A 21,167-nucleotide genomic window follows, 5' to 3' on the forward strand; every position below is an offset into this window, starting at 1 on the left:
CCTAACCTTGGGGTGCAAAAAACCTCAGCGTTGCCGCGGTCATCACGCGAATACCGACGGCGAGTGCTTCCTCGTCAATGTCAAAATGGGGTGTGTGCAAGGGTGCGTGCCCGACTTGATCCCCGGCGACTCCCAGGCGATACATGGCTCCGGGAACGTGGTCGAGGTAGTAGGAAAAATCCTCACTTCCCATGCTGGGGTTTTCAATCCAATCGAGGCAATCGTCACCGAGCACATCTTCGGCGGCGGCGGCGATCAATTGAACGATCGAGGCGTCGTTATCGACCGGCGGAGAGGATTGCTGGAACTGTAGTTTAATCTTCACGCCCGACTGTTTGGCAATCGAGTCGTTGATATCTTCCAGGGTTGCCAAGGCCTCGGTGCGAGTTTTTTTCGAGAGCGTCCTCAAGGTGCCCTCGATTTCCGCCGAATCGGGAATCACGTTGGAAGCATGTCCGGCGTGAAATTTTCCCACGGAGATGATGACCGGGTTGTGTGGGTCGGCAGAGCGGGGAATCCGGCGGAGCGCCGTCGTGATCCAAGTTGCCGCCGCTTCGATGGGGTCGGCGGCGAGGTGTGGACGAGCTCCGTGGCCGCCGCGCCCCTCGAATGTCAAATGAAAAGTGTCGCAAGAGGCAGTCAGCGTGCCGACTCGTAATCCAATCCGGCCGACGGGGCGGCCCGGATCGACATGCAACGCAATCGCCGCGTCCACTTCTCGCAGGGCGTGGGCATGAATCATCGCCATCGCCCCGGTGGAAACCTCTTCGGCTGGTTGGAAAACGCCGCGGACAGCGATCGACCAAGGCAGCAATCCGTCCCGCCCGAGCGAGTCCAACAGACGCAACGTTCCATAGAGGATGGCCGGGTGCGCGTCATGACCACAGGCGTGCATTAGGCCGGGGCAAGTGCTGCGATAGTCGACCGCCTTGGCATCATGAATTGGCAACCCGTCGATGTCGCCACGGAGCACCAAACGCCTTGGGACGAGGCTGCCGGCAACCTGGCGATACACCAGATCGCAAGTCAAACCGGTACGCGATTCACAAACTTGCGGATGCAAACCGAGCGAAGTTAGCAAGCGAGCCAAATAGTCTGTGGTGGCATACTCACGCTCGGACGCTTCGGGGTGACGGTGCAAATGGCGTCGCAGGGCAATCACATCCGACAAAATTAAATCGGTACGGGTGTTAATCTCGGTGACTAAGGCAGCGGCCAATAGGCTATCATCAACGGAAGAAGTAAGCTCCTCCATGTTCGCAGGGACGACTCGCAGTGGCTTCATTGGTTCGGTCAAGGGTACCTTCCGAGATGTGTAGGCGATCTGAATTTCATCGAGCTGCATTGTGTTTTGCTGGGGCGTGTCGTGCTGGGCTGTTGGGCTGCACGCTGGCCTGCTGGCTGGCCTGCCCGGGCGTCGGGCCGCTCGCGTGCCAACAAGCCTGTTCGCAGCAACCCCCAACCGCTGATCCCCCAACCGCTGATCCCCCAACCGCTGATCCCCCAACCGCTGACTCACCCAGTAATGACTCACCAGCGGAGCACGCAGCCGGATCTGGCAGCGGGGGGAATGAACCCTGGCCAACTCAAACTGTGCCAACCCCCAGCTTACCGCAACCACCTGATCAGCTGCAGCGGCTGATCACTTTGGGAAAAGTCACCTATGTATTCTACGACGCTCGACAATTGCGTCGCAAATTTCAGGCAGAAACCCGGTATTCTCTGCAATATAACAGCAAAATCAATTTTCGTTGGCGAGCCGTGGGCAGATCGGGAGGACAGCGGACGTTGGTCGTGCGTCCCCAATTCGACCAGCTCGAATTCGAAATCAAACATGAAATTTTGCTGCCGATAGCATTTGCTGGAGAGGGATTTTACGACCAACAATTGGTACGGCATGAGTTTGATCACGTGCGAATTTCCACCGATCCGCGTTTTTTGAACTTGTTTCGCAAGTGGGTTGGCGAGGAATTGACAGTGTTGAAAACTCAGTGCGCTTCCGACGCGGACTTCAATCTGGTTGCCAAGCAATTGGTGGACGAGCGTGTTGAGCAGATTTTCCAACGCGTGTTGAACTTAATCCAACTGCGTTACCAAGAACTCGATCAAACGACGCGGCACGGGGTGCTGGTCACCCCCGAGACTTTTTTCGCAGGTGCAGCCCCAGGTCATGAGTAATCCGCGCCAGCCCCGTGATTTAGTCTTGTTGGGCGTGGGGCATACGCACCTTCATGTGTTGCGAGAGTGGCAACGTCGACCGCTGCCGGGGATCAGGCTGACCTGCATCTCCAACCAACCGACCGCAGCCTACTCGGGAATGTTGCCTGGCACCTTGGCGGGAAATTACACCAACGAGGAAATGCAGATTGATTTGTCGGCACGCTGCGCGGAAGTCGGTGCGGAGTTGATCTTGGCAGAGACCACCGGACTCGATCGAACGCGTCGTCAAGTGTTGCTAAGGAACTGCGAACCAGTCCCATATGATTGGCTATCAATCGGGATCGGCTCGCGACCGGCCGACGTGCCTGGCATCGAGCAGGCGATTTCGATCAAGCCGATGCAAACATTTTTATCGCGACTGGAGCAATCGGTGAGCGCGGCGATACGGGACCGCGAAGAATCCTTGCCACTGCGAATTGTCGTCGTGGGTGGCGGATCTGGTGGCGTGGAGATCGCACTTTGCTTGCCCGCGTGGTTGGAGCGGCAACGCGTTCTGTCACCTACCGGCTTGCCTCGCTGTGAACTGACCGTGGTGCAGAGTGATTCGCGTCTGCTCGGCGATGGTAATCCCCGCGCCGCGGCGATTGCGGAGCGCACGTTATCGCGGCGTGGGCACCGCGTGTTGTTAGGACATGCGGCGGTCGCTCTTGAGCAGCGGGGCGTTGTCACTGAGCAGGCGAGTGGCGAGCGGCAACTTCAGCCCGCCGACTTGATCATTTGGGTAGTCGGCGCCGTGGCTCCGCGGCTGTTTGAGCAGTTGGATTTGGCCCGCGACGAGCGAGGTTTCTTGCTTACGAATCAGCATCTACAAAGCGTGCAAGATTCCACGATTTTTGTCGTCGGTGACGCGGGAACTTGTCAGGACGATCCGCAGCCAAAAGCGGGTGTCTACGCGGTTCGTCAGGGTCCCGTGCTATGGGAGAATTTGCAGAGAATCAGCCGAAATCTGCCCCTTTCCCGTTGGCAGCCGCAGGCTCATTTTCTGTCCCTGCTAAACACGGGTGATTGTCGAGCAATCTTTCAGTATCGCGGCTTCGCCATCCATGCTCGCTGGTGCTGGTGGTTGAAAGATTTTATTGATCGCCAATTCATTGCAAAACATAGCGCTGGCGCGGATTGATTGCCAGGTTGATCGGTAAAGAGTTGTTGATGGCCCATTGGAGTGTTACCCTAATTGGCTTTCCCTCCCCCAATGGCCATCTCTTTATCGATTGGAATCAGATGATTCAATTCACGCATCGGGTTTTAGAAAACGGCATTGTCATCGTCGCGTTGGGTGGGCAACTGGACGGAGCTGCGTGCGAATACTTTTTTGAATGCATGCAAAGTGTCTTGGAGGATGGCCATCAGGTGATTGTGGTTGACGTCAGCGAACTGGGGTACGTCTCCAGTTTGGGGCTGGGGATGTTGATCCGCGGGCAATCGAGACTACGGCGACGGGGTGGTGAATTGCATCTTGCCAATGTTCAGGGGACGGTCGCCGAGGCGCTGCGAATCACACATTTGAATCGGTTATTCGATATTCACGACAGCGTCGAAGCGGCGATCGCCGCCGTCTCCCAAACGGAAGGCCAGCCCGACAAATGAGCCCAGCCCGACAAATGAGCCCAGCCCGCCGGTTTACCGTTGCGGAGGCACGATATCGATCCAGACCAATCGATGGTCGGTGAACTCCACCAACGGGGCTTCGCTCTGGTCGGGGGCCGGCCAGAAGACACCGCTGTTGCTGAGCTTTAAGTTAGCACTGGGGAGGCAATAATCAACGCGGAGGTTGCCCACGTTCTTTGCCGAGAACTGGCTGGTGTCGAGGGCTGGATCACCCAACTGTTTCGCATTGACTCCGCCGGCGTTGCGAGCCGCCAGCGGCCCCCCGCGACTCGTCGGGTTGGGATCCTGGATGTATTTGTGGTTCAGCAAACCGTTGATGGCGGTGGCCATCCCCGAGCCGTCTCGTGGATCTGAATTCAGGTCGCCAAGAATCACGAAATTGGCATCTTCCGCCAGCCCGCCCGCTCGTCCGTTATCATCGACAAGCGCGGCAAAGTTTGCTTGGGGATCGATGTAGTGGGCCCAAAATTGAATCTCGTCGTGGTTGCGACGAACATTTCGTTTTTCAGGACCATCGAAAGCGGGTGGCGTCGGATGGCTAGCCAGGATGTGCAAAGTCCAAGCATTCACTTTGATCGGAACATCCCAGTGGCTCTTGGATGATAACCGCAATCTCTGCCAAGTCGCATCGTCGTGGAAAGGTTTTCCGGTCGCCGGAACCACTGGTCGCTTGGCTCGCGGCAAAGACGACCAGCGGAATTTTTGAAAGCTCCGCACGTTCGCGGAATCAATCGGGAATCGGCTTAGCACGGCCATTCCATATTGCCCCGGATAGCGTCCATAACCCCAAGCGTCATCGGCCGAGCCCACATGCCCGTCGGCATTTAAATCGAGTTTGGAATCGACCCCCGTGTTCACCGGGCCAGAGAAAAAGTAGGGGTAGTCGAGCGGTTGGAGATCGCGCCCCGCGGCGACTTGAGCGACGTGCAAATACTGATTGATCAAACTTTTCACCGCGCGGTGGTCGGCTCGATAGTCCAGCTCGTTGATCAGCACAACATCCGGACGAGTGACTTGCAGCAACGCGGCCAATTGGCCAGCTTGATGGCACGTCCCGGCCTCCAGTTCCTCGGTTAATTGGTTTGCCGAGTCGCGGTAGAGCGAGGCGTTGATCGTGGCCACGCGGATCGTGGTCCGCTCGGCGCCATCAGGTGCGGACGCAGCAGATTCAGACGCGGCAAATTCAGCAGGGGAAAATTCAGGCGGGGGGGCTGCCCGCAGCAGCGGGGCGGTCAGGCATAGCAAGAGCGAGCCAGCGACGATTTTGGTGACGGTGTGCATCGGCATGCGTAAGTTGCTTTGATCGAAGGGGTTAAGCGAATTCTGCGAACAGCAGTTTTGATGCTGCGCGGGCGTTTCGGGGGGCATCGGCTGCGGTTTTGTATGCCAATTTTAGTGTCTCGAAAAGTGGCAGCCGGTCGTTGCCCAAGAGTCCAGCGGAGAGTCTTTCCGGAAACTCGCGGCAAAGTCCCATTCGGACTTGTCGCCAACATCCAGACCCTAAAGTAGCAGCAACTTGATTTTGCCCGGATGAAAAAAGGGTCGAGGAAAGCCGCAGACGACAGCGGGAAACCGCAGGTCTGACGGGCAAGGCTGCGAAACTTTGCAAAAAAATAAAAATTCCTCGCCGAGTGTGACCAAACGTGTCACTTGGTGAAGTGAAAGTGTAGGGAAACGTATTTGAGTCTAATTCACGAGGGAGTGTGCTGCGATGGCATCAGCGGGGAGCGTTGAGAATCAACAGTTGAATGGGGCGGCCGAGTTGCTGGACTTGGCTTGGGAGATACCACAGCGGTTGCAAGGTTTCTTGCAGGGGTGTGATTTACAGCCGCGAGATTATCAGCGGCGGATTATCGAAACGGCGATTCGGCGGTTTGCCGGGGTGCCGCGGTCGGCAGCTTCCTCGGGGGAGTCTTCGGGGGAGTTCATTCCGCAACGCGACGTGGAATTGGAGCGGGGGGCGGCCAGCGTGTTGATCGAAAGCCCCACCGGGAGCGGCAAGACGGTGATGGGGTTGGCGATCGCCGCCTTGCTGCAGCAGGTGACCGGGGCTCGTGTGGGTTGGGTGGCGATGCGACGCAATTTGCTTACCCAAGCGGTCGCCGAGAATCACCGCCGCGGGTTGGGAGTCGAGTTGGTACCGATCAGCATGTTCACCAAAGAGCCACCGGCGGTCGATCTGTTGATCGTCGACGAGGCCCAGCATGACGCGGCCACCAGCATGGCCAATCTGCACAGCACGATTCGGCCACGTTGGACTTTGGGTTTATCCGCCACCCCTTATCGCAGTGATCGCGTCAAGCTTTGTTTTGACCATGTGATTCGTGATGCGGGGATCGCGGTCTTGATCGAGCAGGGATTTCTCAGTCAGTATCATCACTTCACCGTCCCCGATCACTCGCCGCAGTTTATCGCCGGTTTGTTGCGAGACGAGCCGGATCGATGGGGCAAGTCGTTGGTGTTCTTTCATCGACGGGAGCAGTGTGAGGAGTTAGCCGGGCTGTTAGGTGCGGCTGGCGTGAGCGCCGAGATTGTTACCGCGACGAGCAACCGCAATCGTCAGTTAGAAGATTTTGCCACGGGGCGCACTGCGGTGCTGATCAACATGGCGATCCTCACCGAAGGCTTTGATTGTCCCGATTTGAAGACCGTCTTTTGTCGGCCGAGCGGCAAGGGTTGCACGATTCAGATGGCTGGGCGAGTGTTGCGTAAGGCGCCCGACATCGAGCACAAGCAGATCGTGCAGTGTCGGCATACGAAGCATCCGATGCTGCGGACGGCGATGCCGGCCGAGCAGTATCTATGGACGGAAAATGGTTGGCGCAGCATTCACGCCAATCGTCGCCTCGATGAACTGACAATGATTGCTCGCCGGCGAGTTGCCAGCGCGCAGGCCGAGTTGCCCGCGATGGTCGCGATGCATCGCAACCGTCAGCGGTCCGCTTGGTATTCGCGCGGCTAGAGCACTATTTCGCGAACTGTTAGCCGTTTTGGCGCTAGCCACGGTTTCCGTTAGCCGTTTTGGCGCTAGCCACGGTTCAGAGATTAAAAAACTGGATAGCCGTTTGATTTATTCACCTCAACTTTTGGAAAGGGATTGACAATGGTCGCTGCTACGAACAATCTGCAACCGCCTCGTTTTCGTTATGGAATGGCCACGGTGGATGATTTGCGAGTGCGGCGCGTGGAGCGCTCGCGAGCTGGCAAGGTGGCCTTGAAAGATTTGGAAATTGAGGGGCAGCAGGTGCGTGCGACGAAGCGGTTTTGGCGATCGTTTTTCACCCGCTTTGGCATCGCTGAGAATGTGTTTCGTTATTTTTCGCCAGCTGAGGTGTTCAGTCGGATTGGCGAAGTTAACCAGGGTGCCGCTTTTCGCTATTGCGTGGTCGAGCGGCACGATTTGCAGGATGCTCAGCCGGGTGAGCCGCGGCGGGAGTTATTAGCCGTAACCAGCCCGCAGCGGCCCGTGATTCATTACTCGGAAGTGATTGACCTGTTGCAGCGTTATGGCGGATTGGACGTGCATTATCATGATGGTTTGGTTCACAGCAGCCATTCGCCGCGGGGTGGCAGTCGCGAGTTTGCGATTGGAGGTGATCAATTTCGGGATCGGTTTTGTTTGGAGACGCCGATCGATGGCTATGGGCATCCGCGTTTGTTTTTGTCGTTGTTGCGATTGGTCTGCAGCAACGGCATGGTGGGATATTCGCGGACCTTCCGCAGCGACATTCCGGTTGGCAAGCACATGGATCACTGTTTGACGCGGGCTTTGGAATCGTTCGACAATGGTGACGGGTACGTGGCATTGCGGCAGCGGTTTGCCTCGAGTCAAAGTTCTTGGGCATCGGTTCAGGAGTGCGTTCAGTTGGCCGGATTGTTGGAGAAGTTGGAAGTGGCCAAGGAGTTAACTTGTCAAGGTTTGTTGGGCCGGCTGCACACGATCGCTGGTAACTTGAATGAGCTTTACGGGTTATCAAACATCGAGGCGCTGAGTGACAAGCGGCAACGGATTCTGCCGAGCCGCGCGCGGGTTTATGACTTGCTGAACTTTGCCAGCGAAATTGCTTCGCATCATGCCAAGCCGAGTGGAGCGAATCGGATCCAGGCCTACATTGGCAGCTTGATCTCTGACGAATATGATCTGGAGGGAACGGCTGAAGTCAGCACTGACTTTGACGCGTTCTTCCTTGACCAACCGGTGGTCTCGCAATCTGCATAGCCTCGCTGTCCGTTTCGCTCCAGTGCCGACATTTCCCGCATGCTTGACTACTATGATTTAGCCCACCGAGTCGAAGCGGCGGAGATCGACGCTCAGCAGCACGTTCACAATTTGCGATACTTAGCTTGGACGTTGCGAGCGGCTAGTCGACACGCGGCCATTCAGGGCTGGGATGGGGAGCAATTGGAGCGGGAGTATGGATATGGATGGGTCGTCCGCGAGCATGACATTACTTATCGGGCGGCCGCATTGGCGGATGAGGCGATTGTGGTGCGGACTTGGATCAGTGAAACGTCGCGGCATGCGGTGCGGCGGAAATACTTGATAGTCCGCCCGGCGGATCGAACGATTTTGGCGAGAGCCAGCACGCGTTGGGTGATGATCGACATGCAGCAGCGGGGCGTTGTCCCAATACCCTCGCGCGTGCTAGCCAGCATTCGCGTTTGTGCGGGCCAGGTGCCGCCACCCTGGTCAACTGCGGCAAATCGAGCGGACTCAACATTAGCGGACTCAACATCAGCGGATCGGCAGCCATAGCTGGGGGGCGACTCGATGGCAGCATTAGGTGAGCGGCAGGCGTGGGAGCCATTGTGGGCGGCGGAGCGGGCTAAGTATTTGGCTTGGTTTTTTCGTTTGGTGGGTGGCGTGACTTTGCTGGCATTCGCAGCCGCCTTGATGCCCTCGTCGTGGTTTGTGGAGATCACTGCCGAGTTGCGGCTGGAGTCGTTTCCGGAGCATCCGCTGGCATTCTATTTAGCTCGCCATTTATCGGCTTTGTATGGCTGCGTGGGGGTGTTGTTGTTGATCATCGCCAGTGATATCCAGCGATTTGGGCCAGTGGTACGGCCGTTGGGTTGGGGGACCATGGCTTTTGGCGTTTTACAATGTGTGATTGGCGCGTGGTCGGCGATGCCTTGGTACTGGACGCTGTACGAAGGTCCTTCGACGGTGCTTGGCGGCGGAATCATCTTGGCGTTGGCTCGTTGGTGTCGTCGCCAGCTTTAGCACGGGAGTCGCCGTGGCACTGTGAGGCTGGGGTTGTGGGCTTCGCATGAAATTCCGTCGACTTGCCCCCTTTTTTTGCACTTGACAGATTCGCATTCGCTATACTCTCCAGCGGTTTAAGAAGGGCGCAGGTGGTGCGCGGATGGCGAGCGGTCCTACGGTGGGCACTGGTTGATCCGATTGGCCGCGTGCAGGGAGTTAGTCATGAAGTTGTACGTTGGGAACATTGCTTACTCGACTACCGAGCAATCGCTGCGAGAGGCTTTCAGCCAGTATGGCGAAGTGGAAGAGGTCGCGGTAATCATGGATCGCGAATCGGGACGACCGCGAGGGTTTGCGTTTGTCAGCATGAAAAACGATGGTGAGGCGCGCGAGGCTGTGGAGCAACTGAATGGAACGCAGTTGGACGGCCGCACCATCAACGTGAACGAAGCCAAGCCGAAAGCGAGTGGCGGCGGCGGTGGCGGGCACCGTGGCGGCGGCGGAGGCGGCCATCGTGGTGGCGGAGGTGGTGGCTATCGAGGGGGGGGCGGTGGTGGCGGAGGAGGCGGTTATTCGGGCGATCGAGACTGGTAACCGCGATTCTTCTGGATCTTCCCAAGAATCCCCGGAATGCCCCTAGCGGGACAGCTCAGTAATTACTACTATCTGACGCTTCATTGAACCCTGTCCTCTATCCGTGCGCGGCAGGCGGGTTTGCCACTGGTTTGGCAAGCCGGCCGTCATTGACCGCTGCGGGAGGTTGAATTAGGTATGGCAAAGCAAGTCGTCGGACAAGCAAAATTTCAAGTTCCAGGTGGGCAGGCGACGCCCGCTCCGCCGGTTGGTACGTCGCTCGGTAAGTACGGCGTGAACCTCGGTCAGTTCGTGTCGGCATTCAATGAGCGGACTCGCGAGTACAACGGCACGCCGATTCCGGTCGTGGTGACGGTGTACAATGATCGCAGTTTCGAGTTCATTACGAAGAGCCCGCCGGCAGCCGCGTTGTTGAAGGCGGCCGCTGGTATCGCCAAAGGCTCGGGCGTGCCCAATAAGACGAAGGTGGGTACGGTGACCTTGGCGCAGTGTCAGGAAATCGCCCAGAAGAAAATGGAGGACCTTAATGCGCGGAGCTTGGATCAAGCGACGCGGATGATTGAGGGGACGGCCCGCAGCATGGGATTGATTGTTGAGGGTTGAGGATTTTTTGGCTTGTGGCACGGTTTGTCGTTGACTGGGCAAGCCGACCGATTCAAAACAGCAGGCCCGATTTTGCAGTCGGCTGCAGTGGGAGAGTTCCAGGTGCGGCGTCGTGGGCGTCACAGGCTGGTCTCGCGGAACCACCCCGAAGCGAGTATCGAACAAGTAGTATGGTAAAAAAACAAACAAAGCGCTTTCAGGCGATGTTGGCCAAGCAGCCCTCGCAGCCGGTTCCTTTGGAGGAGGCGGTTGCGGCGCTGAAGCAGTTCAACACGACGAAATTTGACCAGACTGTCGAGGTCCACGTCCGTTTGGGGATCGATCCGGCGCAGGCCGATCAGATTGTTCGCGGTAGCGTGATTTTGCCGCACGGCATTGGCCGGACTCAGCGGGTGGTGGTGTTCGCCAAGGGCGACGCGGCCAAAGCTGCCGAGGAGGCGGGTGCTGAGATGGTGGGGCAAGAGGATTTAGCGAAGAAGATCCGTGATGGCTGGACGGACTTCGATGTCTGTATCGCTGCTCCTGACATGATGGGTATTGTTGGTCCGTTGGGTAGAGTGTTGGGCCCGCGTGGCTTGATGCCCAGCCCGAGGGCTGGAACGGTGACGCCCGATGTTGGTCGCGTGGTCTCGGAGTACAAGGCTGGCAAGGTGGAGTTCCGTAACGACAAGGGTGGCAATGTCCACGCGGTCGTCGGCAAGATGAGTTTTGACGCCCCCTTGCTTGTCGAGAATGTGCAGTCCTTTTTGAATTATGTCACCGGTCTCAAGCCGGCGGCAGTTCGCGGAACTTACGTCAAGGGCGTTGCCCTTTGCGGTACGATGAGCCCTAGCGTCAGGGTGGTTGCATAGAGCCATGAGTAAATACGTAAAAGATCTAGTTTCCCGGGACATCCAAAATCGTTTGGGTGGAGTTGCTGACGCGGTGTTGGTCAGTTACGTGGGGATGGATGCCAATACAACGAATGAGTTGCGTGGCGACCTGAGTGCGAAGGGCATCGAAATGATGCTCGTCAAGAATTCTTTGGCGCGGCGGGCAACGGCGGGGACCAGTTTGTTTCCGGCCTTCGAGGGTGCTAGCGGCCCGCTGGCGGTTTGCTGGAGCGGCGGGGATTTTATCTCGCTGGTGAAGGAGATTGTCAGTCTTGACAAGGACAAAGGCAAGTTTTCCAAGTTTAAGGCGGAAGGCGGGGTGCTCGACGGCGAGGCCCTGAGTGCCGAAAAGTTGGTTGAGGTCAGCAAGTGGCCGACTCGGGAAGAGCAGATCGGCATGTTGGTAGGCCAGTTGCTTGGTCCGGGTTCACAATTGTCCGCAGCGATGATTGGCCCTGGTGGCAAGTTAGCCAGCCAGATTGAAGAAAAGTCGAAAGGCTCTGAAGAGGCTGCGTGATTCTCGCTGCCGCTTTTTAATAGTTTCAAATGACCGGGGCCCGTTGGTGGGTGCCGGCTTTAAGATCGAACACCTCGCCAGTTCAGTGCCTCTCGTATGGGGGTGTTGGCAAGTGTGAGGGAGGTTGAAATTGATCAGATTCGTGGCTTGGTGAGTCGCCAGGTTCAGCGGCTGGTCGAATCCGTTCATCCGCAATTTTTTTCGAAAGAAGGGCATAGTAACATGTCTGATGTAGCAACTGTTGAATATAGCGACCTGTCCAAAGACTTAGGCGACAAGATTGCCGAGCTCACGCTCAAGCAAGCCAAGGAGTTGAGTGACTACTTGAAGGACGTGCACGGCATCGAGGCAGCCGCTGGTGGCGCCGTGATGATGGCCGGTCCTGTTGGTGGTGGCGAAGCTGCTGCCGAAGTTGAGCAAACTGAATTCGACGTCGTTTTGACATCGTTTGGTGATGCCAAGTTGAGCGTCGTGAAGGTCGTCAAGAACTTGACCGGTGCTTCGCTGATGGAAGCCAAGAAGATGGTTGAAGGCGTGCCAGCCAAGCTGAAGGAAGGTGTCAGCAAGGAAGATGGCGAGAAGATGAAGAAGGAAATCGAAGAGGCTGGTGGATCGGTCGAACTCAAGTAGTTCCGCTCGGTTTATTGGTGGCATGTTCGCCCGCAGTGACTGGTTCGCGCGGGTTTACTGCCGAAGGGGAATCCCCTTTACTTACTTCGCTTGAAATTGCTTCGGCTCCGTTCTCACACGACATCAAGGGTCATGGTGGCGATCTCAGCACCGCTGGGGCGTTGCGCTGCGTCAGGTTTAAGCCAATGCCTCTGAGCCCTTCGGGTGGTGGCTTCTGGTTTGATGCCGTTTCCGACCTTGGTGTTGTTGCGTCTGGGTGTTGGTACGCGGCTGATTGGAGGATTGTTCTTCCGTTGGTTGCGTGCTACGTTAGTGAAGTTGATTGGCAGTGAAGGTGGTGGAATGATTCGCCAATGATGGTGGAAGTCGATTGTTCTGCCTTTTTTTCGGGACCGCAGGAGGCGGGGAGATCGCTGATGCCAGGGCTGCTGTCGATCCATCGAGGGGTCGTATGTAGACTGTGCGCCAATTTTTAGAAACCGGGGTTACTATCCCTGGAATAATCTGTTAAATTTACCGAGTGCGTTTATCGGACCGTTGACGCGATCTTCTGATCTCCCGAATCCTAACCGGCTCTCTCTGCTTGTGCGCTCACACAGCGGTCGCTTGCCGTCTCAATTCTGTCATCCGTTGGGTGGCTGCTGCGCCAAGCTTGCGTGGCCGATTCGGTCCGTTTTCCGACGCCTTGACCCTCCCGGCTTGAAGGAGCGTTTTCGCGAATGGCTACCACGACAAAGCGTCGCCTTGAACCTACTACCCGTCGCTATTTTGGAACTGGATTGGGGACTTTCGAGTTACCCGACCTGACTGCCCTGCAGACTGCGTCCTATGCGGCGTTTTTGCAGGAAGATGTCGATTCCGGCAAGCGAGATGACAAGGGGCTCGAAGGAGTTTTGCGGGAAATCTTCCCCGTGCAGAGCTACGACGGCAATATCCAGCTCGATTTTGTTCGTTACGAGTTGGGTAAGCCGCGATACACCCCGGAAGAGTGTCGTCAGTTGCGACTCAGCTACGGCCGGCCTCTCCGCGTTTGGCTTCGTCTGCAGCGTGAAGAGCCGATCGAGGAGGAAGTCTACCTCGGTGATCTGCCGATCATGATGGGCGGTGGCGAGTTTATTATTAATGGTGCAGAGCGGGTCGTTGTTAGCCAGTTGCACCGAAGTCCCGGTATCGACTTTGTGCTTGAGCAAGAGGGTACGAGCGATCGCAAATTGCCGTCGTGCCGCGTGATTCCCGAGCGGGGTTCGTGGATCGAGGTCAATGTCACCAAGAAAGATTCGCTCACGGTGCGGATCGATCAAAGTGGTAAATTCAGTGCGACGACGTTGCTGCGGGCGATGGATCCGAGTCTTTCTTCGGATGCTGATTTGCTCAGCGCGTTCTACAAGACCAGCGAAGTGAAGATCGTTGATTCCGGTACGGCAGCCAAGATCGAAGGCAAGATCGCCGTCGATGATGTGGTCTACCCCAGCGGTACCGATCGGGCTGGCGAGATTATCATCGAAGCTGGTCACAAAATTACCAAGAACACTGCGGAAACGATTTGCACCGGCGGAGTGACCTCTGTGCAAATCATGGATGCGCCTAAGGTCCCCCTGATCTTCAATTCGTTGGCCGAGGATAACACCAGTAGTCACGAAGAGGCTTTGCTGCGGATCTATCAGCGTCTTCGTCCGGGCAACCCGCCCCAGTTGGAAAAGGCGCGGACGTTGTTCGTGGAGAAATTCTACGACTCCAACCGTTACCGTTTGGGCAAAGTTGGTCGTTTCCGGATCAACCGCAAGTTGGGGCTTGATGTCAGCGAAGAGGAAATGACGCTGCGTCCCCAAGACATGATCGCCTCGATCAGGTACGTGATGGATTTGTTCGACCCGGAAACCGGCGCCGAGATCGACGATATTGACCACTTGGGCAATCGTCGCTTGCGAACGATCGATGAATTGGCCAGCGAAGAGTTGCGAAAGGGCTTTTTGAAGCTTCGCCGCACCGTGCAGGAGCGGATGAGCCTCAAAGACGCGGAAGATATGACCCCGCGTTCTCTGATTAATCCTAAGAGCGTTTCAGCGGCGATTGACTATTTCTTCGGTCGCGGCGAGTTGTCACAAGTCGTTGACCAGACAAACCCGCTCTCCCAGTTGACTCACGAGCGTCGTTTGTCGGCGCTGGGTCCCGGTGGTTTGAACCGGAAGCGAGCTGGTTTCGAGGTTCGCGACGTGCATATTTCGCACTACGGTCGGATCTGTCCGATTGAGACGCCGGAAGGCTCAAACATCGGTTTGATCAGCTCTTTGGCGATGTATTCGTCGGTCGACTCCTATGGGTTCTTGGTGACACCTTATCGCATCATTCGCGAAGGTTTGGTGACCGAGGAGGTCGTGTGGTTGCGTGCGGACGAAGAGAATGAAGCCCACGTGGCGCCAGCCGATACAGAAGTTAAAGACGGCGCCTTGGTCGCGGGTCCGAATTTGATTGCCAGGTTCCGCAGCGACTTCCAGATCGTGCAACCGGGTCAGGTGTCCTACATGGACATCGCTCCGAATCAGATGGTTGGTGTTTCCGCCGGCTTGATTCCGTTCCTTGAGCACGATGATGCTAACCGGGCCCTGATGGGTTCGAACATGCAGCGGCAGGCGGTGCCATTGTTGGTCACCGAGCCGCCGATCGTCGGCACCGGCTTGGAACTCGATGTGGCTCGCAATAGCGCGATGGTGATCAAAGCTCGCCGGGCCGGCAAGGTGACCTACGCGGATGCCGGCCGGATCGAGATCGGCAGCGATCACTACATTCTGAAGAAATATCGTGGCTTGAACGAACGGACTTGTTTGAATCAAAAGCCGGTTGTCAACTTGGGCGATACTGTCGAGGCTGGTCAAGTGATCGCCGACGGGGCTGCGACCAGCAATGGTGAATTGGCGATTGGCCGCAACGTGTTGGTCGGGTTTATGTCATTTGACGGTTATAACTACGAAGACGCGATCATTATCAGTGAGGAATTGGTACACCGCGATACCTATACCTCGATCCACATCGAAGACTTTGATGTGGAGATTCGCGAGACCAAATTGGGGCGTGAGGAATTCACGCGAGACATTCCCAACGTTTCGGAAAAGGCGCTGCGTAACCTCGACGAATCGGGCATCGTCCAAGTCGGGACCTATGTTCGTCCCGGAGATATTCTGGTCGGTAAAGTCAGTCCCAAGAGCAAAACCGAGCTGACGCCGGAAGAGAAGTTGTTGCACGCCATCTTCGGCCGCGCCGGCGAAGATGTGAAGAATGATTCCTTGGAAGTCCCCTCGGGGATTGAAGGGATCGTGATCGACACGCAGAAATTCTCCCGCCGAATGAGTCTTTCCGAAGACGAGCGTAAGGCGTTCGAGAAGGAACTGAAACAAGCCGAGACTGACGGCAATGAGGAGATCACTAGCACCTTTACCGCTTTGATCGCCGAGATGCAGGAAGCGGCTGGGGTCCACTTTAAGGATACCGACGGCAGCCCGCTGACCGATGGCCAGGATCCCAAATACATCTCGGAGCGCGCCGGTAATTTCCGCGTGGATCGAGTTTTGGAGCAGGTCAAGGACGAGAACGTCAAGGCCGAAGTGTTAAAGATCTATCGGCAGCAGTGGGCTAACGTTGAGCGGGCGATTGATGATCGCGACCGTAAGTTGAACAGCATGAAGCGGGGGGATGAACTCCGCAGCGGCGTGCTGCAGATGGTCAAAGTCTACATTGCCACCAAGCGAGTCATTAGCGTCGGTGACAAGATGGCTGGTCGCCACGGAAACAAGGGCGTGATCGCCAAGATCTTGCCGGTCGAAGATATGCCGTTCCTACCGGACGGCACACCGGTGGAGATTATGTTGAATCCGCTTGGGGTTCCCAGCCGGATGAACGTAGGACAGATTTTGGAAACGCACCTCGGTTGGGCGGGAGCCAAACTCGGCTTCCAAGCCGTGACTCCCGTGTTTGACGGTGCCAGCGAAGCGGACGTGAATGCCGCCTTGGCCGAAGCGGGGCTGCCGGCACACGGTAAGATCCGGCTGCGTGATGGTCGCACCGGTGAGCCGATGGAGCAGGAGACAACGGTGGGTTATATGTACATGCTCAAACTCCACCACTTGGTCGACGACAAGGTACACGCTCGTAGCACCGGACCGTACTCTTTGATTACTCAACAACCCTTGGGTGGAAAAGCACGTTTTGGTGGACAGCGATTTGGCGAGATGGAAGTCTGGGCTTTGGAAGCTTACGGCGCGGCCTACATCTTGCAGGAACTGCTGACCGTCAAGAGTGACGACGTCGAAGGGCGGACCAAAATTTATGAATCGATGGTCAAAGGCGAGAACACGCTGGAAGCCGGCACACCCGCCAGTTTTGACGTGTTAACCAATGAGATTCGAGGACTCGCGCTGAACATGCAACTCGAGAAACGGCCAGTCTAGGCAATGCGTTAGTTACCACCGCAGAAGTCCCTAGATTTTTCATCGCTAAAAGCAGTCTCACACCACGTGAGCCGTCTGGTCCCCGCGGCCGGCGGCTCACCGCTCAGGAGTTATCGCGATATGTCAGTTGGCGAATCGACCACCTACGACCGGATTAACGACTACGCTTCGGTCAAGATTTCGTTGGCCCGACCTCAGGACATCAAGAGTTGGTCGTTCGGTGAGGTCAAGAAGCCGGAGACGATTAATTACCGAACCTATCGTCCTGAAAAGGACGGCTTGTTCTGCGAGCGAATTTTCGGACCTGAAAAGGACTGGGAATGCGCCTGCGGCAAGTACCGGGGGATGAAGTACAAAGGCATGATCTGCGACCGCTGCGGTGTCAAAGTGACCCACAGTCGAGTGCGCCGTAAACGGATGGGCCACATTGAGTTGGCTGCGCCGGTTGTGCACATTTGGTTCTTCAAAGCGATGCCCAGCCGGCTGGGTAATTTGCTGGATATGAAGACATCGTCGTTGGAGAAAGTGATCTATTTCCAAGATTACGTGGTCGTCGATCCCGGCACCACTGATCTGGAAATCCAACAGTTGTTGACCGAAGAGGAATATCGCGCGGCGCGGGCTCAGTACGGTGAAGGCTCATTCGAGGCCGACATGGGGGCCGAGGCCGTTCGTAAACTGTTGTCCAAATTGGAACTGGTTTCGCTCTCCGAGAAACTCCGCGTCGATTTGCATGAAACCGGCAGCAAGCAAAAGAAAAAGGACTTAATCAATCGCTTGAAGATCGTGGAAAGCATCCGCGACAGCGAGAATCGTCCCGAGTGGATGGTGCTCGATGTGATCCCCGTGATTCCTCCCGATTTGCGCCCGCTGGTGTTGCTCGATAGCGGCAACTTTGCCACCAGTGACCTTAATGACTTGTATCGTCGGATCATCAACCGCAACAACCGCTTGCGAAAATTGGTCGATCTGAACGCGCCCGAAGTGATTATTCGCAACGAAAAGCGGATGTTGCAACAATCGGTCGACGCGCTCTTTGACAACAATCGCTGCAAGCGTCCCGTGCTCGGTTCCAGCAACCGGCCACTCAAGTCGTTAACCGACATGATCAAGGGTAAGCAGGGTCGATTCCGCGAAAACCTGTTGGGTAAGCGAGTCGATTATTCCGGTCGTTCGGTGATTGTGGTCGGCCCCCGACTGCGTTTACACCAGTGCGGTTTGCCCAAGAAGATCGCCCTGGAGTTGTACCAACCCTTCATCATTCGCCGTCTCAAGGAATTGGGGCACGCTGACACCATCAAGTCGGCCAAGAAAATGTTGGAGCGGAAGGACGAGGAAGTTTGGGATATTCTCGAACAAGTCATCACCAATCACCCCGTGTTGCTGAACCGCGCACCGACGCTGCACCGGATGGGGATTCAAGCCTTCGAGCCAACCTTGGTCGAAGGGAACGCAATCCATCTGCACCCGCTGGTCTGTAAGGGCTTCAACGCTGACTTCGACGGCGACCAGATGGCGGTTCACTTGCCACTTTCGATCGAGGCCCAAGTCGAGGCGCACACGTTGATGATGAGCACGAACAACGTGTTCGCGCCATCGAACGGCAAGCCGATTATGAGTCCGTCGCAAGACGTCGTGATGGGTTGCTATTACACGACGATTGAAATGCCCAATCGTCGCGGCGAAGGCATGCTGTTTTCCAGTCCGGAAGAAGCCGAGTTGGCCTTCCAGCAAGGTATCTTGGACACGCACGCCAAGATTCGCGTCCGACTGCCTCGCCATCAACGACTCAAGACCGATGATAATTCGGCAGCCGCCGGTGTGGTTGTTAACACCACGCCCGGTAAAGTTCACTTCAATATGATGCTGCCCGACGGCATGGATTACTACAATTATCCAATGCGGTCGAGCGATTTGGCGAATGTGATCAGCGACTGCTACCAACGTTTGGGTCGCAAGGCGACGATCAATTTGTTGGACGATATGATGCAACTCGGCTTCCGCGAATCGACGCGTTCCGGGTTGTCCTTCGCCACCGACGACTTGGTGACGCCTGATACCAAGGCCAAGTTCATCGCGGAAGCTGAGAAGACCGTGATGAAACACAAGAAGGCGTTTGATCGCGGGATGATCACCGGCGGTGAACGTTACAACCAGGTGTTGGACGTGTGGACGCACGCTCGGGAAGCAATCACCACCGACATGATGAAAGCGATGGAACATGACTACCGTGAAGGCGGTTGGTACGTGAACCCGGTTTATTTGATGTCGCACTCCGGTGCTCGGGGTGGTATCGAGCAGATTCGCCAGTTGGCCGGCATGCGAGGTTTGATGGCCAAGCCTACCGGTGAAATTATCGAAACGCCGATCAAAGCCAACTTCCGTGAAGGCTTGTCAGTGCTGGAGTATTTCAGCTCGACGCACGGTGCCCGGAAGGGCTTGGCCGACACGGCGCTCAAGACGGCCGACTCGGGTTATCTGACTCGTAAACTGGCCGACGTCGCTCAGAATGTCGTCGTCACCATGGAAGACTGCGGCACCACGCAGGGGATCACCAAGGGGGTGATTTATCGTGGTGAGAAAGTCGAAGTCCGCTTGGCCGACTCGATCAACGGGCGCGTTAGCCGACAGAACATCGTCTCCACCATCACGGATGAAGTTATCGTCCGTGAAAACGAGATGATTACGCCGGAGAGTGCACGCAAGATTGAAGAAATGGGCCTGGAAAAGATCCAAGTTCGCAGCCCGATGACGTGCGATGCCCCGCTCGGTGTTTGCCGCTTCTGCTACGGTATGGATATGTCGACCGGTTCGATGGTCGAAGAAGGCATGGCCGTGGGAATCATCGCCGCTCAATCGATCGGTGAGCCGGGAACCCAGTTGACGATGCGGACGTTCCACATCGGTGGCTCGGTCAGCAAGCAAGTTGAAGAGTCAGACCTGCGTGCTAAGAAGGGTGGTATCGTTCGCTTGACCCGCATGCGAGTGGTCAAGAACGAAGAGGGCCGCGCTATCGTGTTGACGCGAAATGGAGAGATTTCGCTGGTCAACGAACTGGGACGCGAGATCGAAAGCTACGAAGTTCCCACCGGTGCGACCCTGATGGTCGAAGAGGACGATAAGGTCAGCCCCGGCGATGTGCTGTGCGAATGGAACCCGTATTCGATCCCGATTCTGACCGAAGTCACAGGTAAAGTGCGTTTCGAGGATGTCGTCGAAGGTGAGACGATGAAGCAGGAACGCGAACCGAGTGGTAACATTCGGACCACGATTGTCGATCACAAGGGTGACTTGCACCCGCAGATCATTATCGAAGACGCTGAAGGCCGCCCCGTCGATGTGCAGTACTTGCCAGAACGGGCGATTATCAACGTCAAGGAAGGGACCGACGTCGTGCCAGGTACCGTGTTGGCGGAAATGCCGCGGGAGTCGGGCGGTGTTCACGACATCACCGGGGGTCTGCCGCGGATCACGGAAATCTTCGAGGCCCGCAAGCCCAAGGATCCGGCTGTTATCGCCGAGGTCGATGGCACGGTGGAAATTCTCGGTGAAAAGAAACGTGGTAAGCGTACGATCACGGTGAAGAGCGAATCGGGGATCGAACGCGAACACTTGGTGCCCCACGGCAAGCGATTCTTGGTCCACAGCGGTGACGTTGTCAAAGCGGGCCAGGCCCTGGTCGATGGCCCGTTGGTGCCCCATGATATTTTGCGAGTCTCGGGCGAAGAGGCTGTGCAACAGTATTTGTTGCACGAAATTCAACAGGTCTATCGTTCGCAGCGTGTGGAAATCAATGATAAGCACTGCGAAATCATCATCGCTCGCATGTTGCGGAAGGTGAAGATTGAGTCGGCTGGCGATACCGAAATGTTGCCAGGTTTGGTGATGGATCGCTTTGAATTCCGCCGCACCAATCAAGCGTTGGCAAAGTGCCTGAAGATCACCGACAAGGGCGATAGCCAGCAATTTGAGATTGGCGCGATCGTTCCCAAGGATGTCTTGGAGCAAGCGAACGCGGAGATCGAAGCGGAGGGAGCAGCTCCTTCAAAGGGTAAAAAGCCTCGCAGCGCGACGGCCAGCACCCAGTTGTTGGGGATTACCAAGGCGTCGGTCCAGTCGAACAGCTTTATTAGTGCTGCCTCCTTCCAGGAAACGACCAAGGTGTTGACCGAGGCCGCTTTGGCCGGCAAGGTCGACCGTTTGGTGGGACTGAAAGAAAACGTCATTCTCGGTCACCTCATTCCTGCCGGTACCGGTTTCCGCTTATTCCAAGATTCGGAAGTCAATTACCGTCGCGAAGCGGTCGAGGATATGGCCGAACAAGCCGATCAATCGCTGGAAGCTAGCTTCCCGCTGTTGGCCGAGGCACCACGACCAGCAGGTACGGAGGACGCCGCCACGGAAATGACCGACCAGCAGCGATCCTCTTCCGAAGCACTGGACAGCATGTTTGGCAGCGGACAAGAATAACGTCC

The 21,167-nt window shown here is 56.5% G+C and carries 17 protein-coding genes; 15 read left to right on the forward strand and 2 right to left on the reverse strand.

The annotated features are described in order from the left end of the window. Nucleotide 1 precedes the first annotated feature (1 nt). A complete protein-coding gene (locus tag SH139x_RS23770; RefSeq protein WP_488352247.1) occupies nucleotides 2–1,534 on the reverse strand; it encodes an amidohydrolase in 1,533 nt (510 codons plus the stop codon). A gap of 59 nt (nucleotides 1,535–1,593) precedes the next feature. Here SH139x_RS23770 and SH139x_RS23775 point away from each other — a divergent pair, with 59 nt between their 5' ends. The 3 genes from SH139x_RS23775 to SH139x_RS23785 are packed head-to-tail and all read left to right on the forward strand — an operon-like array spanning nucleotide 1,594 to nucleotide 3,807. Beyond that, nucleotides 1,594–2,178, forward strand: a complete 585-nt coding sequence (locus SH139x_RS23775; RefSeq protein WP_488352248.1) for a hypothetical protein — start codon at nucleotides 1,594–1,596, stop codon at nucleotides 2,176–2,178. Then, on the forward strand, nucleotides 2,171–3,340 hold the full coding sequence (locus SH139x_RS23780) for an FAD-dependent oxidoreductase (RefSeq protein ID WP_488352249.1): 1,170 nt from the start codon (nucleotides 2,171–2,173) through the stop codon (nucleotides 3,338–3,340). The genes SH139x_RS23775 and SH139x_RS23780 overlap by 8 nt, the downstream gene beginning before the upstream one ends. A gap of 29 nt (nucleotides 3,341–3,369) precedes the next feature. Beyond that, the gene (locus SH139x_RS23785) at nucleotides 3,370–3,807 is read left to right on the forward strand and encodes an STAS domain-containing protein (protein WP_488352250.1); all 438 of its coding nucleotides are present in this window, start codon (nucleotides 3,370–3,372) and stop codon (nucleotides 3,805–3,807) included. Between the two features lie 33 nt (nucleotides 3,808–3,840). Here SH139x_RS23785 and SH139x_RS23790 read toward each other — a convergent pair whose 3' ends face one another. Next, the gene (locus SH139x_RS23790; RefSeq protein WP_488352251.1) at nucleotides 3,841–5,115 is read right to left on the reverse strand and encodes an endonuclease/exonuclease/phosphatase family protein; all 1,275 of its coding nucleotides are present in this window, start codon (nucleotides 5,113–5,115) and stop codon (nucleotides 3,841–3,843) included. A 424-nt stretch (nucleotides 5,116–5,539) separates the two neighbouring features. On the opposite strand from SH139x_RS23790, the gene SH139x_RS23795 reads away from it, so the two are divergent. The 12 genes from SH139x_RS23795 to rpoC all read left to right on the forward strand — a co-directional run bounded on the left by SH139x_RS23795 (nucleotide 5,540) and on the right by rpoC (nucleotide 21,162). Next, complete coding sequence (locus tag SH139x_RS23795) at nucleotides 5,540–6,790, forward strand: DEAD/DEAH box helicase (protein WP_488352252.1); 1,251 nt, start codon at nucleotides 5,540–5,542, stop codon at nucleotides 6,788–6,790. A gap of 141 nt (nucleotides 6,791–6,931) precedes the next feature. Further along, nucleotides 6,932–8,047, forward strand: a complete 1,116-nt coding sequence (locus tag SH139x_RS23800; RefSeq protein WP_488352253.1) for a DUF932 domain-containing protein — start codon at nucleotides 6,932–6,934, stop codon at nucleotides 8,045–8,047. 39 nt (nucleotides 8,048–8,086) lie between these two features. Further along, entirely contained in the window at nucleotides 8,087–8,584 is a 498-nt protein-coding gene (locus SH139x_RS23805) for an acyl-CoA thioesterase (RefSeq protein ID WP_488352254.1), read from the forward strand. A 15-nt stretch (nucleotides 8,585–8,599) separates the two neighbouring features. After that, nucleotides 8,600–9,052, forward strand: a complete 453-nt coding sequence (locus SH139x_RS23810; protein WP_488352255.1) for a hypothetical protein — start codon at nucleotides 8,600–8,602, stop codon at nucleotides 9,050–9,052. A gap of 204 nt (nucleotides 9,053–9,256) precedes the next feature. After that, nucleotides 9,257–9,628, forward strand: coding sequence for an RNA-binding regulator (gene rbp / locus SH139x_RS23815; protein ID WP_488352256.1), 372 nt, complete (start codon nucleotides 9,257–9,259; stop codon nucleotides 9,626–9,628). Between the two features lie 177 nt (nucleotides 9,629–9,805). Next, a complete protein-coding gene (gene rplK, locus SH139x_RS23820) occupies nucleotides 9,806–10,231 on the forward strand; it encodes a 50S ribosomal protein L11 (protein ID WP_488352257.1) in 426 nt (141 codons plus the stop codon). A 170-nt stretch (nucleotides 10,232–10,401) separates the two neighbouring features. Next, nucleotides 10,402–11,082, forward strand: a complete 681-nt coding sequence (gene rplA / locus SH139x_RS23825) for a 50S ribosomal protein L1 (RefSeq protein WP_488352258.1) — start codon at nucleotides 10,402–10,404, stop codon at nucleotides 11,080–11,082. Nucleotides 11,083–11,086: 4 nt separating this feature from the next. Next, nucleotides 11,087–11,620, forward strand: coding sequence for a 50S ribosomal protein L10 (gene rplJ, locus SH139x_RS23830; RefSeq protein WP_488352259.1), 534 nt, complete (start codon nucleotides 11,087–11,089; stop codon nucleotides 11,618–11,620). Nucleotides 11,621–11,842: 222 nt separating this feature from the next. Next, nucleotides 11,843–12,250, forward strand: coding sequence for a 50S ribosomal protein L7/L12 (gene rplL, locus SH139x_RS23835; protein ID WP_488356070.1), 408 nt, complete (start codon nucleotides 11,843–11,845; stop codon nucleotides 12,248–12,250). A gap of 222 nt (nucleotides 12,251–12,472) precedes the next feature. Then, the gene (locus SH139x_RS23840; RefSeq protein ID WP_488352260.1) at nucleotides 12,473–12,607 is read left to right on the forward strand and encodes a hypothetical protein; all 135 of its coding nucleotides are present in this window, start codon (nucleotides 12,473–12,475) and stop codon (nucleotides 12,605–12,607) included. A 362-nt stretch (nucleotides 12,608–12,969) separates the two neighbouring features. After that, a complete protein-coding gene (rpoB, locus tag SH139x_RS23845; protein WP_488352261.1) occupies nucleotides 12,970–16,692 on the forward strand; it encodes a DNA-directed RNA polymerase subunit beta in 3,723 nt (1,240 codons plus the stop codon). Nucleotides 16,693–16,812: 120 nt separating this feature from the next. Continuing rightward, entirely contained in the window at nucleotides 16,813–21,162 is a 4,350-nt protein-coding gene (gene rpoC, locus SH139x_RS23850; RefSeq protein WP_488356071.1) for a DNA-directed RNA polymerase subunit beta', read from the forward strand. Nucleotides 21,163–21,167: the final 5 nt, after the last annotated feature.

Origin of the sequence: Kothea flammea (assembly GCF_052161645.1) — a bacterium.
Classification (GTDB): Bacteria; Planctomycetota; Planctomycetia; order Pirellulales; family Pirellulaceae; genus Laterigemmans.

Coding starts and splice junctions, on each gene's coding strand:
- SH139x_RS23780 (WP_488352249.1), top strand. CDS start 2,171: ATGAGTAATCCGCGCCAGCCCCGTGATTTAGTCTTGTTGGGCGTGGGG.
- SH139x_RS23785 (WP_488352250.1), top strand. CDS start 3,370: ATGGCCCATTGGAGTGTTACCCTAATTGGCTTTCCCTCCCCCAATGGC.
- SH139x_RS23790 (WP_488352251.1), bottom strand. CDS start 5,115: ATGCCGATGCACACCGTCACCAAAATCGTCGCTGGCTCGCTCTTGCTA.
- SH139x_RS23795 (WP_488352252.1), top strand. CDS start 5,540: ATGGCATCAGCGGGGAGCGTTGAGAATCAACAGTTGAATGGGGCGGCC.
- SH139x_RS23800 (WP_488352253.1), top strand. CDS start 6,932: ATGGTCGCTGCTACGAACAATCTGCAACCGCCTCGTTTTCGTTATGGA.
- SH139x_RS23805 (WP_488352254.1), top strand. CDS start 8,087: ATGCTTGACTACTATGATTTAGCCCACCGAGTCGAAGCGGCGGAGATC.
- SH139x_RS23810 (WP_488352255.1), top strand. CDS start 8,600: ATGGCAGCATTAGGTGAGCGGCAGGCGTGGGAGCCATTGTGGGCGGCG.
- rbp (WP_488352256.1), top strand. CDS start 9,257: ATGAAGTTGTACGTTGGGAACATTGCTTACTCGACTACCGAGCAATCG.
- rplK (WP_488352257.1), top strand. CDS start 9,806: ATGGCAAAGCAAGTCGTCGGACAAGCAAAATTTCAAGTTCCAGGTGGG.
- rplA (WP_488352258.1), top strand. CDS start 10,402: ATGGTAAAAAAACAAACAAAGCGCTTTCAGGCGATGTTGGCCAAGCAG.
- rplJ (WP_488352259.1), top strand. CDS start 11,087: ATGAGTAAATACGTAAAAGATCTAGTTTCCCGGGACATCCAAAATCGT.
- rplL (WP_488356070.1), top strand. CDS start 11,843: ATGTCTGATGTAGCAACTGTTGAATATAGCGACCTGTCCAAAGACTTA.
- SH139x_RS23840 (WP_488352260.1), top strand. CDS start 12,473: ATGCCGTTTCCGACCTTGGTGTTGTTGCGTCTGGGTGTTGGTACGCGG.
- rpoB (WP_488352261.1), top strand. CDS start 12,970: ATGGCTACCACGACAAAGCGTCGCCTTGAACCTACTACCCGTCGCTAT.
- rpoC (WP_488356071.1), top strand. CDS start 16,813: ATGTCAGTTGGCGAATCGACCACCTACGACCGGATTAACGACTACGCT.